We start from the raw sequence: 19,109 nt of genomic DNA on the forward strand, positions 1-19,109 counted from the left end.
TTTACGAAATACGGCTTTTACTTCGCTTCATCACAGAATTTATCCTCAATACTAACTCCGACATACTAAAAGGTTTACAGACAAAATCATCTGCACCCATTTTAAAACCGTCCAGTCTATCTGAATAACTGGCTTTTGCTGACATGATTATAATGGGAATGTCAGAGTTGAGGCGCACATCCTGACAAATCTGTAAGCCATCAATAACAGGGAGAACAATATCCAGCAAAATCAAACTTGGTTTAAATTGGGCTATTGCAGGAAAAACCTGCTCTCCACTAAAACAGTGTAGTACCTGGAAATTGTTTGCTTCAAGTAAACGGAGAAGAGGCTCTGAGATTTCAGGGTCGTCTTCGACGACCAATATTCGGTTCATGTTGATGATAGCTTCATGTTAAAAGACTGAGTTTTAAATTTTCTTTGTAATGGATAGTCGAGCAATACCTAATGATAAGAAGTGATTGATTTGGGTAAGTTTTCGCTGATAGCGTCAATTTTAATATTTGCACAACGCTTTGTTTTTCGTTGTTTTAGATTAGTTTCAATCAGCGTTATCAGTTTGGCAATACCAAAAGGTTTTTCCACAAAATCGTTCGCACCTAATTCAAAACATTTTAAGCGTATTATCGGCGAAGCTTCTGCCGAAATGATAATAATCGGCAGGTCACTTACCCGGCGAATTTGTTGACAGACTTCTAGACCGTCAACAACAGGTAGTACCAGATCAAGTAAAATTAAGTCGGGCGCAAAATCTTGAAATGCACCTAAAACAGAATTGCCTCGCATGCAGTGTTCGGTTTCAAAGCCACAGTTGTTCAATAGCGCGATTAGAGGTTTCGCGATCTCTAAATTGTCTTCTACGATTAGTACTTTATACATGGAACATCGACTCTCTTAAGTCATCGTTAAACACCTTTATGCTGATTAAATCGAATAATTATGGAGGAAATATGGATTGTTGATTTTCATGTTATAGAATTTAATACTGTGCCTCGAGAGTCGACACTATTCTATCAGGACGATTCTAAATAAGTGTTCCATATTGGTATCCAGTTATTTATTCTAAGAGAAATTGAAACTTTAACCTCCCGACCTCTCCCACAGGGAGAGGGGGAATTCTAACAAATCCAACATTCTCCACATTCTCTCCAAATTTGGGATTTAAGCTTCGCGATAAATGGAAATACCGTAAAAGTTTTATATCCCGGAGAATGAGTGATGAGTGGAGCCAAGCCAGTCCTACAAGTATCTTTAAATGGATCTTTAAAAGGATCTTTAAAAGGATCTTTAAAAGGATCTTTAAAAGTTTCTTTAGTTGCCATTGTTGTATCTGCGAGCCTTTCAAATGCGCTAGCGGAAAACACCAATTATGGGAACAATGCCGGCAGTAGTCAGCAATCCGGTGCAGAAAATAATACGAATGTAGGTGCTAATGCCGGTTCTTCGATAACTTCTGGCGATAGAAATACCAACGTGGGAAGCGAGGCTGGTAAATCGTTAACCAGTGGCATTGATACTACAATGATAGGCCACAACGCAGGCGCGCTGAACACAGCTAATGATAATATTTTTATTGGTGCAAACAGTGGTGAAGCCAATGCGACTGGTACTGATAATACTTTTGTAGGAACACGTGCAGGTCAAGCTAACACATCGACAGATAATACTTTTGTTGGTACAGAGGCGGGTTTAGCAAACACCACTGGCCAGGATAATACTTTTATTGGTGAAGAAGCCGGCGAAGATAATACTGAAGGTCGATACAACACTTTTGTCGGGCAAGACGCCGGGCAAGGCAATACCACAGGTTATAGAAATACGCTTTTGGGGAATATGGCTGGCGGGATTGCCTATGACTTGACCGGTCATAACAATACTGGTGCGGGCGAGAGCGCATTAGAAGATATAGAAAAGACTGCTTCGCGAAACACGGCGGTTGGTTCCGGGGCTGGTTCAGACATCGGCGAGGCTTACGGCAACACCATGTTAGGTGCAGATGCGGGTACTAATACGGAACATGCTGATTTCAGCACTTTTGTTGGAGCTTATGCGGGTTGGGATAATAATCGGACTAACAACCGGGATGATGCGAATCGAAACACTGCGCTGGGATCTTTTGCAGGATATGCCAATCGCGAGGGTTCTGACAATGTCTGGTTAGGGGCATTTTCGAATTCGCTGTCTTCGATCTACAGTTATGATCCTCAATTAGAAACGGATGTGCAGACAGCCTACAATGGGATTTCTAGTCAACCCAGCACTGCGAACCTCCCTGTCGGAAATCTAGATGTCAATCGTACCACTGTACTCGGCGCATTTGCCGGTGCCAATGACAATGATTCAATTTCCATCGGTTACGCAGCAATATCCGACAAAACCAATAGCGTTACGATTGGTAGCAATGCCAGTGGGAAAGGCCAGTATGACTTAACTTTGGGCGACTCAGCGACAAACACCGGCGATTACGCGATAACTATGGGCTATCAGGCAAGCTCGACTCATGATAATGCGATTACCCTTGGCTATGGCGCTACCAGCCGAACTGACAATACTGCCATCATCGGTAATTTGAGTACGCTCTCATGGGAACCCGCTCAAGACGCCTATGTTTCACTTGGTAGAAACAAAAATTGTTACTACGATAACGATGATCATGGCGGAACCTACGAGTGGGTTTGTGAGCCTCTCTACCGTTTTTCTGATGTCGTTAGCCAGACAATTTCCGCTGTCGCCACCGATTCACAAATGGTTGAAATCAACATCTGGGCTGATAACGGTGACGACTTTGCCGATCAGTGGTCGCTTTCTGCGGCTGATAATGGCAGCTTTGCTATCGCTTCCTATATTAATTCAACGGCCAATTCGCGCTCAGAAACCCGCGTTAAAACTGATTTATTCACGCTCGAAAATAATGGTAACGCCACTATCGCAGGTGGCTTAACTTTAAATTCTGATAAGCGTCTTAAAAAGGACATTGCGAGTATCAAAAATGCCATGGATAAAATTAAACAAATTGAAGGTGTTACTTACCACTGGAAAGATAATTTAGGTCGCTCTGATGAAAAACAATATGGATTGATTGCGCAAAATGTCGAAGCGGTGATTCCTCAGCTCGTTCACGAAAATAAAAAAGGAATGAAATCGGTGAACTACCAGGCGTTAATTCCGGTACTGATTAATGCGACGCAAGAACAACAAAAACAAATAGAAGCACAAAAAGCACAAATCGATAAACAGCAAAAACAAATCGATCAATTACTCAAATTACTTTCTTCCAAGTAGACCAATCCAATAATTTGGGAGAAGGAATATGAATAAACAAAAAGGTCTTTTTCGACCGTCTGTCAAGTCGGTGCTGATGTCGAGTTTAACGGCAAGCTTAATCATTTCTGCCGGTTCACCTTCGATTGCTGACACTTTGACAATCAATGGCGGTGGCTTTTTGAAAGTTAATGGTCAGGCAACGTTAGTTGGTAATATCGACGCAAAAGCAAATGGCGAATTATTTCCTGCCGAAAATCTGGGGTGTATTGCTCTGGAGAATTTAAGTTTTGAGCCAGGTACGATTGTTCATCAAAACCTTGATGAGCTTTATTATCAACGAGAAGTTTGTGATCACTACAACCAGTTTGAAGTTAGCGGGGATGTTAATTTATCCAACGCGACTTTAAGTATTAATTTATTGGCCGGAGCGACTACTCGTTCTGGATCTGATAGCACGAATTATGGAACTTTATTAATTAATAATACTGGCGGGAACCCAATCATGGGAACCTTCAATGGTATTCGTGAAGGTGGGGCTGTGTTAGTCGACAATGACTACTACATGCACGTTACTTACTTCGGTGGTGATGGTAATGATGTCTATATCTGGCGCTGGGATGACGACAATGATGGGATTGGCAATCGTACTGATCAATTCGACGATGATCCTTCCGAGTGGAGTGATACCGACGGTGATGGTGTTGGCGACAATGCCGATCAAATGCCTGATGATCCTAATGCCAGCGAAGACGCTGACGGTGATGGCGTTGATGATGCTTCAGATGCATTTCCTGATAATCCCTTAGAGTCAGTAGATTCTGACGGTGACGGAATCGGTGATAACCGCGATGCCTTTCCAAATGATTCCGCTGAGCACTCCGACAGTGACGGCGACGGAATCGGTAACAATGCTGAAACAGATGACGATGATGATGGCCTTGAAGACGGCGTTGATAACTGTCCGTTAATTTCGAATAGTGACCAACTCGATACGGATGGTGATGGTGTTGGTGATTCATGCGATATCGACAATGATGCCGATGGTCTTATCGATATTTCGACGCTGGCGCAGCTTTATAACATTCGCTTTAATCTGACCGGGACTGCTTACAATGATGGCTACTTTGAAACGGCGACAAGTTGTGGCGACGGGGTCACCGTTACAACATGTAACGGGTATGAGTTAATCAATGATTTAGACTTTGATGAAAACGGCGACGGCGAATTGAATGACACATACAACCAGGGGCAAGGTTGGCAACCGATCGGTAACAGCGATAATCGCTTCGATTCAATTTTTGAAGGCAATAACTTTCATATCAAAAATATGACCATCAACAACACAAGGCTTGCCAGTCATGTGGGTTTTTTTGGTTATATTACATCGACAAAAGTGCAAAACGTTCATTTTAGCGGTGCGCTCACGCAGGTGAATACTGATGCTTCTTTTGTCGGTGGGATAGCAGGGCAAGCCGGTATTGTTGTTGATGCCGTTAACGTTTCTTTTGAAGGCTCAATATCTTCAGGAAACTATCGAAACTATATCGGTGGCCTTTTTGGAAATGCCGGTCAATCGGATATTTACGATAGTTATGCAATTGTCACTATCAATGGTGGCGGTAAGTACATTGGAGGAATTGCAGGCGCATCGAGTGTCGCTAAAGTAGAAAGAAACTATGCTGTTGTTAACATCACAACAGACGGTGATCAGGTCGGTGGACTCATCGGTAAACGAACCAGCAACTGGATTCAAAATAACTACACGCAGGGGACTATTGCTAGTACAGGAAATGATATTGGTGGACTAGTTGGAAATTCAGGCAGCGGAATTTATGACAGCCATTCTTCTGTTGAGGTGAGTGGCAATAATGCCGTCGGCGGATTAATTGGATATACCGCTAATGCAGTTAGAAGAAGTTATTCCACCGGCGTTATTACTGGAACCTCTAACGTTGGTGGATTAGTTGGTGAGTTTGGTGGCACAACAGATGCCGATAACTATTGGGACAATGAGGTTTCTTCTATTGCCAATAGTGCTGCAGGTACAGGCTATGCAACGAGTGATTTGCAAACGCCTACCGATAACTCGGGCATCTATGAAAATTGGAGTACATCGAACTGGGACTTTGGTGAGAGTGACCATTACCCGGTTTTAATCTTTAGCGGCATTGCGCAAAGGGATGCCGATGGTGACGGTATTCTAGATCACTATGATCCTGACGATGACAACGATGGCGTCGATGATGTCTCTGATGACCTTCCCTACGACGACACTGAGTGGCAAGATACCGACGGCGATGGAATCGGCAATATTGCAGATACTGACGATGACAATGACGGCGTTGATGATACTTATGATGTTTATCCCACAGACGCAACTGAGCAATTTGACGCAGACAATGATGGTCTTGGCGATAATGCTGATCCCGATGCCGATAACGATAGCCTGCTAGATGAAAATGATAACTGTCCGATAAATGCCAATCTGGACCAGCTTGACAGCGATGGTGATACTCACGGCGATGTGTGTGATATCGATAACGATGCTGATGGGTTAATTGATATCGAGACAACCGAAGAGCTAAACAACGTACGTAACAACCTGTCAGGTACGAGTTACAGTTTAGGTTATCGTGAATTTAACGAAAGTTGTGGTGATGGCGATACGATTACCGCATGTAATGGCTATGAATTAATTAATGATATTGATTTTGATGAAAACGGTGATGGATTAATTAACGACACCTACAATCAAGGTGAAGGTTGGACGCCGATAGGGGATAACACCGATCCATTTACTACAACCTTTGAAGGCAATAATTTCAGGATCTTAAATTTAACTATCAACAATTCGTCGTTATCGAATTACGTCGGTTTTTTTGGCTACGTCAGCGGCGCCACTATTTCTAATTTACATTTTCGAGGCGAGTTAACTTCTGTTACTGCGAATGCCAGGTCGGTTGGCGGTGTAATCGGTTACGCTGTATCAGGAAGCGTTCTCACTAATTTATCTTTCAACGGTCAGGTTTCTACCGGTGAATTTGAAAATTTGGGCGGCCTGATCGGCTACGCTCAAAATGCGACTATTTCCGATAGCTTTTCACAAGTTGAGGTGTCTGGCGGCTCTCGTTTTGTCGCGGGTTTGATTGGCTATTTATCTCAGTCAAACCTTTCCAGGAGTTTTACTGCTGGTAGCGTGAACACCAATGGAGACTATGTCGGCGGATTGAGCAGTGCCTATCATAAATCTACAGTGCGCGACTCTTTTTCTGCTGCGTCAGTTGCGGGTAATAACTATGTCGGTGGCATCGCCTCATTTAACGTGTCTTCTAATGTTTATAACAATTATGCCTACGGCGCTGTTAGTGGAAATGGTAATGTCGCTGGGTTAGTTCCGAGCAACACTGCGGCTTCCTTTTCCGATAGCGTGTGGGATACCGAAGCGACAGGCCGAAACAATGGCAATGTGGGGACTGGTTATACGTCGAGCGAGTTGAAAAATCCGGTAAGCAATACGGATATGTATGCGAATTGGGATCCTGCGGTGTGGAATTTTGGTAACAGCGACCAATATCCCGTTTTAGTGATTGGTGGTGTTGTCAGAAGAGATAGTGACGGCGATAGCGTATTCGATGCCGATGACGTTTTCCCCGATGATCCTACCGAATCGTCTGATAGTGACAATGACGGTCTCGGCGATAACTCGGATCTTGATGACGACAATGATGGTATTGAAGATTCCGACGATCTTGATCCTTTTGTGGCCTGTCTTTCGAACCTAACTGTAACTAATCAATTAGCAACAGGTGTCGGTTCTTTGCAACGGCAAATTTTAGAAGTTTGTGGAAACGGTACGATTACTTTCGATGCTGATTATGTTATTGATTTGACCGAACCTCTGGTTATTCCGCGCGATATCACAATCGACGGAGGTGTATTTAGTATTCAAATTAATGCCGGGGGAATGTTAGACGAGAAAAATGCTGATCTTATTTTGAGAAACGTTATCTTGAATTTAAAGGAAAACACTGATTAACAGTAGGGCATTTGGCAAAGCTGTCACAGATAAAATGCCGTTCTGCATGTTCTCCAGGGACAAATCGGTATTTCAACTCAAGAGTCAACAGTACTCATATACTGAGCGAATATACTGACGACTTCTTTGACTGCCGGCGTTGTAAGAATTTCCGGCTTTACTATACAGTTACAGTGCCACATTATTTTTGTTGGAAAACTTATTTTTACGAGAGAGCCGTTTTTAAGTTCCGAATGAAACAAAGATGCTGGACCAATAGTGATATAGTCAGAGTTAGATATAATTGTTTTCGCCAAAACATAGTTATCGCAGCTAATTTTAGGTTTTATTTCAGCGGTTTTAACAAAGTCGAGTATTTGATTTCCCATCTTTCTTGGCAGGTGAGGGGCGATGAAGGAATGTTTTTTAAGTTCATCAAATGAAACTTGAGATTGGTTGGCAAGTGGATGTCCCCCACGAACAACGGCAACTAGTTCTTCCGACATTTCTAAAACTGGTGTAAATTCGTCAGCTACTTCCTTCGCTTGGAATGGGCCGATCGCTAAATCTATCTGGCTGGTTTTTAGCTGCTCGATTAATGCACTTGGAGAATCTGTCGACAAAGAAATTCTGAATTGGTATTTGTTTTCAACAACGTCTAGCAATATTTTTGGAACTAATAGTTGTTCGACAATGGGACCAACGCCAATTCGTATCTGCCCGCCGACTAAATTCGCCATCAATTCCAAACGTCTTTCGACATTAGTTAGTTTGGTCTCTATGTCTTTGCCTTCGTTTAATAAAATTTTAGCGGCTTCTGTTGGTACCATTCCGGAACTATTACGAATAAATAGTTCCATGCTGATTTTGTGCTCAAGGCGACTGATTTTCTTACTCAATGTTGGTTGAGACATATGTAGAATTTCTGCTGCGCGATTAATGCTACCCACTTCAGTAACCACTTTGATCATGCGGATGTCGGAAATATCTATCATGATTTGCCTCAAAAAGAAGGATTCAAAAACATTACGCTAATAATATCATGTATTTTTCAGCCTCGAATATTAATATAAAACAGGGCTTCTGGTCGCATGTATAAGCCTATGAAAATTCTTTATACCTCCTCTAAAAATCCATTATTACTAAAGTTAGCATAAATTTTTTAGACTGTAGTCACACCAAAAGGTTAAGCAGTAAAGACTTTAGGGTGAGCGTATTTGATCGTCCCCGGATCATCATTTAGAGCCTCGATCACTTAAATTAATCTAGATAATTTAATTGGAGTAGAAAACCATGCCAGAAATTAGCACCTTAGGTTGGATACATACTTTTATTGGTGCGATGTCATTAGCCTCAGCATTTTTTTGTTTGATAGTTTATAAAAATATCCTTGAAAACAAGGCTCTTGGTATTTTTTACTTGGGTGGCACCTTTATTACTGCAACGACTTCACTTTTTATATACCAACATGGAGTATTTGGTCCTGCTCATGTGTTGGCAGTATTAACATTACTGTCTTTGACAATTGGTTATTGTATTCGTTTTATACCACGTATGGTTCATTACTCTCCTTATATCAAGAGTTTTTGTTATTCCCTCACTGTTTTATTTCATATTATTCCAGCTGTAACTGAGGGATTGTTAAGACTTCCTGCGAATAAACCATTTGTAACTGATCAATCTGATCCATTCCTGGCCAAGGTACATGGAGTCCTGTTTCTTGTATTTATTGTAGGTTATATCTGCCAGTATTTTTGGCTCAGGAGGCATTTTGTCCAGACAAAAAAGGCACACTAGGGCGTTATATGGCCTACATGCAGCAAATGTAACTTGTTCGTAATGCGCAACACATAGGAGTTCTAATGAAAGACAAATCACTTAAAGATCGCTATGGCGACTGGGCGTTAATAACAGGGGCTTCCTCTGGCATGGGAGAGGAATTTGCTCGGCAGATGGCATCTCAAGGTATAAATCTCGTGTTGCTTGCGCGACGAAGTGAACGACTAGATGCATTAGGTAGTGAATTAGCTAAGCGGTATGGCATACAGTGTCGTAGTGTTGTGGCCGACCTCAATGCTCAAGATTTTCTTACGTCTGTCGCAGAGCAAACCGCTGATCTAAAGATTGGTATCCTTGTAAACAATGCGGGCTTTACGAATCAAGGCGAGTTTCTGAAAAACGATCTTGCTGCGGAAGAACGGCTCGTAAACGTTAATTGCCGCGCAGTTACAACGCTGGCGCATCACTATGGTCGACTGATGTGCCAACGAGAACGCGGCGCCATTATTTTTACTGCATCTATTGTTGGCTTTACTAGTGTCCCTCTCTGGGGAACTTATGCCGCATCGAAAAGCTATGATCTGTTGTTCGCTGAAGCTCTAGCGGTTGAATTGAAACCTCACAATATTGATGTTATGGCACTTTGTCCTGGTTCTACTCACACTGAGTTTGCAAACTACGAGGGATTCCTGGCCAAGTTATTTGTGATGAAATCTGATGACGTAGTAGGTGGAGCACTAAAAAGCTTGGGACGCAAGACGGTTCATATTGCTGGCCTTATGAATAAGATAACCGTTTTTTCACTGAGATTCATTCCGAGGCGAATTGCCGCGAAACTTTTCGGCACGTTGGTTCGAAACATGGCGCATTAGTGAGCTCAACTTCTGCTTGTTTACTTCTGGCTGCATCGACATCATGTCTACTCCGACAATTGAACTCGCAGCCGTTATGCAAAGTTTTAATAACTCTTCCAAAATCTTTTAATTACTCTCAACTCATTTACTTCTTTATGATCTGACTATGCCAGAGGTTTAGTAGTTAGAACTTGATGGTGAATGCTGTTGGCTGAGTCGACTTAGTCAAAAGAACATTCTTATCTTCCAGGTCGAATCGAAAATATCCGGTAAGTTTTCTTCTACTTTTTCTGTTCATAAGAGACTTAAACGCGCTTTGCTGAAAGGTGTAATTTTCTTCGTTTCAAGTAAAAGATTTTTGAGAGGTTTTGTTAATGAATCGAGAGTTTAATTTAATCAAGTTCCAGTCAAATAGATTAACCCAAAGGTTCAAACGAAATTTGACTCGTCCTTTTATTTTTCTGGCGTTAGCAACTAGCTCATCAGTGTATGGATTTGAAAATACCAATTATGGGACTAATGCCGGAGCTGCACAAACTGATAGTGCAGAAGACAATACCAATGTCGGGGAGAATGCGGGGGCTTCGATTACAACCGGTGATCGAAATACCAATCTTGGAAAAAACGCCGGGCAGTCTCAAACTGTAAGATCAGATACGGTAATGATTGGATACAATGCAGGTGCATTAAGCAATGCTAGTTACAGCGTATTAGTCGGTTCAAAGAGCGGTGAGTTAAACACTACCGGGGGAAACAATGTTTTCATTGGATATGAAACTGGTCAACAAAACACTACAGCTTCGGATGGTGTTTTTATCGGTTATCGAGCGGGACATAACAACACGACGGGCAAAGATAATATCTTTATTGGAAAATTAGCGGGTGAAGAAAACACAACGGGCGGAGATAATGTGTTTATCGGCGAAAGCGCAGGAGAAAATAGTGCAGACGGCGACAGAAACGTTTATATCGGCAATTTCGCAGGAAATGGAAACCAGTCAACGACATTTACCGGTATCGACAATACTGCAATTGGTGATAATGCTGGGAAAGATTTGGAAAGCAATGCCGCCCAAAATACCTTTTTAGGAGCTGCTGCTGGAAGTGATCTCGCCGATGGAATAGCCAATACTATGCTCGGTGCTGGTGCGGGCGGCGCTACCGAAAGTACCGACTACAATACCTTCGTCGGGGCGTATGCCGGTAGTCAGAATAACCGAGTTGCTGTGGCTGATGCGGCGATTAGAAACACAGCCTTGGGCGCATTTGCAGGCTATGTTAATCAGTATGGGCAAGATAACGTTTGGATTGGTTCATTTGCCGGTAGTTCCAGTACCATTTATTCCCATGAATCTGCATTGGACGACGAGCTAGTCGGGGCAACTTTCAACGACCTATTTTACCCGAGTAATGCGCCGGATGGATCTGAAGATGTGAGTGGCACAGTTGTGTTTGGTGCATTTGCAAATGCAACCGATGACAACTCGATTACGATTGGGTTTCAAGCGATATCACAAGAGGTAAGTAGTGTCACTATCGGTTCTTCAGCTAACGGTAATGGTCAAAGCGATATTACCATCGGCGCAGAGGCATCCAGTTCACATTCCCAAGCAATCACTATCGGCTATCAAGCGGTCAGTCATGCGGATAATACAGTAGTAATTGGCAATGCCAGCACCCTAAATTGGGATCCTTCAACCGATGGCGTTACAGCCTTAGGTAACAGTAACTATCGCTTTACCAACCTTTATTCTCAAGCCGCCTCAATATCAGCGGCTACAGATAGCGCGGCAAAAATAGCACTATGGGCAGATGCCGGTGCAGACAACAGCGACAAATGGAATTTAGCCGCCGCAGATGGTGGAGACTTTACCGTTTCCACAGAAGCTTCCGGCTCAGATACTGCGGTACTTACTGCATCCAATAACGGCAATGTAACTGTCGCCGGTGACTTAACCGTAAATTCTGATCGCCGCCTAAAAAACAATATTCAACCTCTGGTTGGGGCTTTAGTACTAGCACAAAGACTGGAGGCGAAAACCTATCACTGGAACCCCGCACTAAATCGAGGTGCAGAGAAGAAAATAGGTTTGATTGCTCAACAAGTGGAAAGTGTTTTACCGGAACTAGTCTCTGAAGATAAACAGGGTATCAAATCAGTCAATTACCAGGGAATGATCCCGGTGTTAATTGGTGCGGTAAAAGAACTGAGCGAACAAACCAAAAATCAACAAGAACAAATTGCCCTGTTAAAACAACAAATTGAGCTTCAACAGGCATTATTGGCAAAGCTTACCAAGGCAGAGTAATTGTGGCCGAGCTTAAGCTAGTCGGGTGCAGGCCAACCAGGAGCACGAGATCATCCATAGTCTTGTGGCTTGGTCTTCTATGTTGCTCTACCGACTACTTCCCTATAAGCGTCCTTTACAAAAGAAGGCTACTTCGCCCAACCATTTTAAAGAAAGGGGGATTTCGCCTCTCCATATTCAGTCCACATTTACCCGATAAATTGCAGGTTAATGTGAAGAAGCGGCATTTTTGTTCAGAGGTGTTAAATCCTTCGATACATTGGAGGATATATCTCACCTGCATATTCTCTGCATATTTTGCACTTAAGCTTCTCAACACAGGGGAGACCTTTGATATTTGTGTATTGGGAAGTTTGAAATGATAGTTACCAAGTCAGCATTTAATAAATCACTAATCAGCGTATTTTTATTTTTCGGTCATTTTACCGATGTACTCGGTGATGACTCAATCGCAATTGGAAACAAGGTGGTCAATAACAACGCTAATTCTATTGTAATAGGAAGTGGGGCTGACAGAGGTCACGACGGCGCAATCACAATTGGCTTTGGAATGGCGAGTCATGACAATAATATTTTTACTGTTGGAAACCCGTCTACTGTTAGCTGGGAACCATCCTCTAATTCAACGACAGCGCTCGGGACATCTAATTATCGTTTTGAAGATGTGTTTTCGAACAAATTATCAGTAAATGCTGCATCTGGTAATGCCGCGAAAATCGATTTATTTGCGGATACCGGAGCTTCGAATAATGACCGCTGGAGTATCGAAGCTGCTAAAAACTGCCAAGAATGCTGGAAGCCAAATAGTTGCCCTGGGGACTAAAGGAAAGTAATAATGAAGTTGACTGAAAAGAGTATTTTCTTGAAGACAAATAGATTACAGAAACGAAAGTCCGTTGCGGTGGCAGGACTTTTGTTTCCGTTTCTAACTTTTGTTTCGGGCATCACGAGTGCCGGTACAATCACTGTTGAAAATGGCGGCGTCGTTCAAGGCAATGGAACTATCGTTAGCGATTTAGTTGTTAATAGTGGCGGCAGCTTAAACCCTGGCCAGAGTCCGGGATGTTTAGCTTTCAACAATTTAGATTATTCCGGTGGCGGTACTTTAATTGTAGAAATTGGTGGTGGTACGGAATGCAGTGATTACGATCAGTTACAAGTAAGCGGAACTGTGACGCTTGGTGCAGCACTTAATTTATCAGCCTACAATTCTTATGTTCCGGTAGCCGGGAATACTTACCAGATTATCGATAATGATGGGAGTGATTTTGTCTCAGGAATTTTCACCAGCTTAGAAGAAGGCGATATTCTAACTTTATCAGGAAAAAACTTAAGTATTAGTTATGCTGGCGGTGACGGAAATGATGTTGTCTTAAAAGCTCTGTCTGATCAGACAATCACATTCCCTGCGCCTGCTGATCAAACTTACGGTGTTGGCAGTATTAATATTGCGGCGACGGCCACTTCAGGTTTACCAGTTTCTTTTGGTTCTAACTCGCTCTCGGTGTGTACTGTAAGTGGAAGCAGCGTTTCTATTCTTAACGTCGGCACTTGTTCGATCACTGCGTCACAATCAGGTGATGCAAGTTACAATGCAGCGTCAAATTTGACCCAGACCTTTACGGTTAACCAGGCGAGCCAAACCATTACTTTTATGGCACTAGCCGATAAAAATCTAGGGGATGCTGATTTCGATTTAAGCGCGACTAGCAGTTCGGGTTTGACTGTGAGCTTTGCTTCGAACTCAACTTCAATCTGTAGTGTCTCGGGCACTAGTATTTCATTACTGACTGCAGGGACTTGCAGTATCACTGCGTCACAGAGTGGTGATGCTAATTATCTGGCTGCGAGTGATGTGACAAGAACCTTTAGCGTTCAGGATGTCACTGCGCCGGTGATAGTACTAAGCGGCGATGCTTCAATGACGATAGCGCAAGATAGTAGTTACAATGATGCCGGTGCAACAGCTTCCGATAATGTTGATGGTGATCTCACCGCCAGTATTGTTATGACCGGTAATGTGGATACAGCCACGCTTGGTGTGTATACGCTGAATTATAATGTTTCCGATGCGGCAGGAAATGCCGCCATCCAAGTCACACGAACCGTTACCGTGACTGATCAAACTGCACCAGTAATATCATTAGTTGGAGACACTAATGTCACCATCGCACAAGACTCAACTTATACCGATGCTGGCGCCTCGGCTAGTGACAATAATGATGGTGATATTTCGAGTTCAATCGTCACTGTTAATCCGATTGATACCAGCACGGTCGGAAGTTATACAATTACTTATAATGTTTCAGATGCGGCCGGTAATGTCGCTGCCGAAGTGACTCGAACCGTGACGGTTACTGATCAAACTGCGCCAGTGATTTCCTTGGTAGGTGATAGCACAGTAACTATTGCGCAAGGTTCTACTTACAATGACCAAGGCGCGACTGCTAGTGATAACAACGATGGCAATATTACCGGCGCTATCGTCACGGTTAATTCTGTTAATACTAATACCGTTGGTAGCTACTCCGTTTCTTATAATGTTGTCGATGCTGCTGGAAATGCGGCGGCTGAAGTTACGCGAATTGTTCAAGTGGACGATCAAACCGCGCCTGTGATCACCGCACCTACCGCTTTAACTGTCGCCGCTGCCGATGCTGACGGTACTGCGAAAACGGAGACGAATATCGCAATATTTTTGGCATCAGCAACTGCCTCCGACGCAAACGAAGGCGTGATTGCCACGGTAGATAATGATGCGCCAACTATTTTCCCGTTAGGAACGACGACAGTAACCTTTAGCGCGACTGATTCAGCGGACAATACCGGTAATGCTCAATCAACCATTACGGTTACTGATCAGACAGCGCCTATTATCAATTTAATCGGTGATGCTTCGGTAACGATTAACATTGGTGAAACTTATACCGATGCGGGCGCTTCCGCATCGGATAATGTTGATGGTGATTTAACTGCCGATATAGTTGAAAGCGGCAGTGTTGATACGACTAATCTGGGGGTTTACACCTTACGCTATAACGTCAGTGATGCAGCCGGTAACGTTGCTGCGGAAGTCACTCGCTCGGTGAGTGTTCAGGATGCCTTTGCGCCGGTCGTCACCGCGCCAACCAGTATAACGGTTGCAGCCGTGGATGCTGATGGCACATCGGTAACAGACAGCAACATCCAGGCATTTTTAGCGGGCTCTGACGCCACTGATGATGTGGATGGGAATATAACGCCGACTCATGATGCACCAACCGTTTTCCCATTGGGTATCACCACCGTGACTTTCAGTGCCACCGATAGCTCCGGTAACATTGGCCAATCGCAAGCAACCGTGTCTGTCAGCGATCAAACGACACCGGTGATGAGCTTAAACGGTGATAGTGCAATCACTTTAGCGGTTGGTGATAGCTATGTAGAACAAGGCGCGACTGTAACCGATAATGTGGATGGGGATATTAGTGCGCAGATCGTTATCAGCGGCAGTGTTGATACCAGTACAGTTGGTATTTACATTCTCACTTACCGGGTGAGTGATGCTGCAGACAATGCCGCGACTGCATTAACCCGCCAAGTAACAGTGCAGGATAATGATGCGCCTGTTGTGATTGTTCCGGCGAACATTACCGTTGCCGCGCTTGATGCAAGTGGCACCCCGGGAACAGAAGGCACCATCGCTGACTTCCTGACAAGTGCTACTGCTAATGATGCAGTGGATGGTGGGTTGGCGGTTATTCATAATGCGCCTAACGTCTTTCCGTTGGGAGTCACGACGGTTACTTTTAGTGCAATGGATTTATCAGGTAATACTGGAGTAGCTCAAGCCACCGTGACTATCACCGACCAAACTGCACCGGTGATTAGTTTAAATGGCGAAGCGGCTATCACTACTGCCCATGGAGATAATTATATTGACGATGGCGCCAGTGCAAGTGATAACGTCGATGGTGATGTGACTGCCCAAATTGTCATTACGGGCACGGTGGACACCAATCAATTAGGGAGCTATCAACTGGCTTTCAATGTGAGCGACGCGGCAAACAATGTGGCTGACGAAATGGTACGAACCATTACTGTTACCGACCAAACTTCGCCTGTTATCACACTAATTGGCGAAGCTGAAGTTACAGTCGCACAAGGCGCTAGCTACATTGATGAAGGCGCTAGCGCGAGTGATAATGTCGATGGTGATTTAAGCAATGCGATAACTGTGAGCGGCAGTGTTGATACCAATACTGTTGGCAGTTATGTCTTCACCTATGATGTTGTGGACGCGGCGAACAATGCTGCGGCTTCAGTGACTCGAACTATTACCGTGACCGATCAAACCGCGCCGTTAATTACTTTAAATGGTGATGCTTCTCTATCAATTACAATCGGTAATGCTTATGTTGAACTGGGCGCGAGTGCCACCGACAACAATGATGGTGATCTTTCTGCCGATATTGTAATTAGCGGAACAGTAAACGCTAATATCATCGGCACCTATTTCTTAAATTACGATGTAAGTGACGCGGCAGGTAATGCGGCGACAACGGTTACTCGGGAAGTTGCAATCCTGGACACGGATTGGGACGGTGATGGTATTGGGGATTCCACGGACCCGGATGATGACAATGACGGCGTTGATGATAACGAAGATGCGTTTCCTTTTGATGAAACTGAATGGGAAGATACCGATGGAGATGGTATCGGTAATAACGCGGACAGCGACGACGATAATGACGGCGTAGCTGATAGCGAAGACGCGTTTCCACTCGATGAAAATGAATCTGTCGACACCGATGGTGATGGCATTGGAAATAACCAGGACACAGATGATGATAATGACGGGGTTACAGATGACGAAGATGAATTCCCGTTAGATGAAACCGAGTGGCAGGACTCCGATGGTGATGGTATTGGGGATAATAGCGATGACACACCTTATCCCTATTCCGGTGATGTTAATTTTGAATCGACTGACTATGTTGTTGCGGAAAACGGTTTACGTGTTGAGGTTAAAGTCACTCGAACCAATGGTGACTATGAAGAGCTGACAGTGGACTACGCATTACAAGACGGTAGCAATTCGAATAGCTCTGCTACTGCAACCAATGATTATGAATTTGCGGCTGCTACTTTAACTTTTGCTAACGGCGAAACCGAACAAACCATTAGGGTTAATATCGTTGATGATTCAACTTATGAAGGCGACGAGTCTTTCACCATTAGTTTAAGTAACTTACAAAGTGTAGGTAGTTCTTCTTTAGGTTCAGTGTCGACGGCAACAATTACTATTCAAGAAGACGATCCTGCGCCACCTGCCGGTGAAATCGGATTTGAATTTGATACAGAATTAGTCAATGAAAATGATGGAAGTGTTGAAATCAAAGTGGTTCGAATTGGTGGCAGCTACGGCGAAGTATCCGTTTCTGTGGCAACACAAGATGATACTTCGGTTGCAACGAATGATTACACTGCGTTGAGTCAGACAGTTTCTTTCGCCGATGGTGAAACAGAAAAAACAATTACAATTCAATTAGTCGATGATGAAGTTTATGAATCCGACGAAGCATTTAGCGTGAATTTAGCGAATGTTACCGGCGATGCGATATTAGGAACATCTACTTCGACAATAACAATTCTGGATAACGACCCTGTTCCACCGGCCGGTGTTTTGGAAATTGAAAACGATAGTTATCAGTTGAGTGAAAATGGTGCGTCATTCGAAGTTACAGTTATTCGAAACGGTGGTAGTTTTGGTGAGGTTGGCGTAGACATTGTTTCTCAAAATGATTCTGCAATCGCTACTGAGGATTTCAATGTTGTTAATCGTTCCTTAATTTTCGCCGATGGCGAAACGACTAAAACGATTGCGATCAGTTTGATAGATGATAGCTTCTATGAAGGCGATGAATCTTTCAGTTTACAGTTGACCAATGTTGTTGGTACGGAGTTGGGTAATCAAGCTACTTCAACGGTAACCATTGTGGAGGATGACCCCGTTCCACCGGGTGGTGTGATCCAGTTCAGCGGCGCGACTTACTCTATCAATGAAGACACTGGTAGTTTAACAGTAACAGTCATTCGAACTAGTGGTAGTTTTGGTAAGGTGAATGTCGATGTGTTGATTGATAGTGGTACGGCGATCAGTGGAGTCGATTATCGATTAGCTGATAGTCGTTTGACTTTCCTCGATGGCGAGGTGAGTCAAACGACGACAATTCTTATTCTTGATGATATTAATTATGAAGGTGATGAAAACTTTAATCTGAGTTTAGGAAATCTGACCGGCGATGCTAGTTTAGGAAGCGTTAGTAAAGCGACTATTACAATTAATGAAAATGAGCCTGCTCCTGCCAGCGGTAACCTTCGACTGAGTGGTGAGCGTTTTAATATCAGCGAGTCATTCTCTGAATTACTGGTGACCGTGATGCGAGTTGACGGTAGCTACGGTGACATCAGTGTTGACTATCAGTTTGTTGACGGTACCGCTGTCAATGGAGGAGATTTTAATGCAACAAATGGGACGTTGTATTTTGCTGATGGCGAAGAGAGTCAAACCATCATGATCACAATTGTCGATGATAGTTTAGATGAAAATGATGAGTCTTTTAGTGTCGAATTGGTCAATGCAATTGGTACGATTATCGTTGACCAAGCTAGCGCAGTAATTACAATCAATGATAATGATAAAAGTTCTCAAGAGGATCCGGGAGAACAATCTGAAGAAGGTTCATCTTCAGGTGGCGGTGCGTTTGGCTTCGGATTGCTAATACTTCTTTTACTTGGTGGTTATCGTCGTAGTCAGAAAAGTAAGTGTTAGCATAAAAATCGAAGAATAAGAACCAAATTGAGGTAACGAACGAAAGCTTTTTGCTTCGATACTCCGAAGCAAAA

General features: G+C 43.5%; 10 protein-coding genes. 7 read left to right on the forward strand and 3 right to left on the reverse strand.

Features of this window, described 5'->3' with window-relative positions:
- Position 1 precedes the first annotated feature (1 nt).
- On the reverse strand, positions 2-376 hold the full coding sequence (locus FLL46_RS00930; protein WP_142891540.1) for a response regulator transcription factor: 375 nt from the start codon (positions 374-376) through the stop codon (positions 2-4).
- A gap of 68 nt (positions 377-444) precedes the next feature.
- Positions 445-879 (reverse strand): response regulator transcription factor, encoded by a 435-nt coding sequence (locus tag FLL46_RS00935; protein WP_142891541.1) that lies wholly within the window; start codon positions 877-879, stop codon positions 445-447.
- Between the two features lie 339 nt (positions 880-1,218).
- Here FLL46_RS00935 and FLL46_RS00940 point away from each other — a divergent pair, with 339 nt between their 5' ends.
- Both FLL46_RS00940 and FLL46_RS00945 read left to right on the forward strand, forming a co-directional pair.
- Positions 1,219-3,282, forward strand: coding sequence for a tail fiber domain-containing protein (locus FLL46_RS00940; protein ID WP_142891542.1), 2,064 nt, complete (start codon positions 1,219-1,221; stop codon positions 3,280-3,282).
- Positions 3,283-3,310: 28 nt separating this feature from the next.
- Positions 3,311-7,300, forward strand: coding sequence for a thrombospondin type 3 repeat-containing protein (locus FLL46_RS00945; protein WP_142891543.1), 3,990 nt, complete (start codon positions 3,311-3,313; stop codon positions 7,298-7,300).
- Positions 7,301-7,377: 77 nt separating this feature from the next.
- Here FLL46_RS00945 and FLL46_RS00950 read toward each other — a convergent pair whose 3' ends face one another.
- A complete protein-coding gene (locus FLL46_RS00950) occupies positions 7,378-8,274 on the reverse strand; it encodes a LysR family transcriptional regulator (protein WP_142891544.1) in 897 nt (298 codons plus the stop codon).
- Between the two features lie 298 nt (positions 8,275-8,572).
- Here FLL46_RS00950 and FLL46_RS00955 point away from each other — a divergent pair, with 298 nt between their 5' ends.
- The 5 genes from FLL46_RS00955 to FLL46_RS00975 all read left to right on the forward strand — a co-directional run bounded on the left by FLL46_RS00955 (position 8,573) and on the right by FLL46_RS00975 (position 19,035).
- Positions 8,573-9,076: a hypothetical protein gene (locus tag FLL46_RS00955; protein WP_142891545.1), complete on the forward strand. Its 504-nt coding sequence runs from the start codon at positions 8,573-8,575 to the stop codon at positions 9,074-9,076.
- A gap of 65 nt (positions 9,077-9,141) precedes the next feature.
- Positions 9,142-9,930 (forward strand): SDR family NAD(P)-dependent oxidoreductase, encoded by a 789-nt coding sequence (locus tag FLL46_RS00960; RefSeq protein ID WP_142891546.1) that lies wholly within the window; start codon positions 9,142-9,144, stop codon positions 9,928-9,930.
- A 356-nt stretch (positions 9,931-10,286) separates the two neighbouring features.
- Complete coding sequence (locus FLL46_RS00965) at positions 10,287-12,221, forward strand: tail fiber domain-containing protein (protein ID WP_142891547.1); 1,935 nt, start codon at positions 10,287-10,289, stop codon at positions 12,219-12,221.
- Between the two features lie 358 nt (positions 12,222-12,579).
- Complete coding sequence (locus tag FLL46_RS00970; protein WP_142891548.1) at positions 12,580-13,044, forward strand: hypothetical protein; 465 nt, start codon at positions 12,580-12,582, stop codon at positions 13,042-13,044.
- Positions 13,045-13,056: 12 nt separating this feature from the next.
- A complete protein-coding gene (locus FLL46_RS00975; protein ID WP_142891549.1) occupies positions 13,057-19,035 on the forward strand; it encodes an immunoglobulin-like domain-containing protein in 5,979 nt (1,992 codons plus the stop codon).
- Positions 19,036-19,109 lie beyond the last annotated feature (74 nt).

It is taken from the genome of Aliikangiella coralliicola (genome assembly GCF_007004725.1).
Lineage (GTDB): Bacteria > Pseudomonadota > Gammaproteobacteria > Enterobacterales > Kangiellaceae > Aliikangiella > Aliikangiella coralliicola.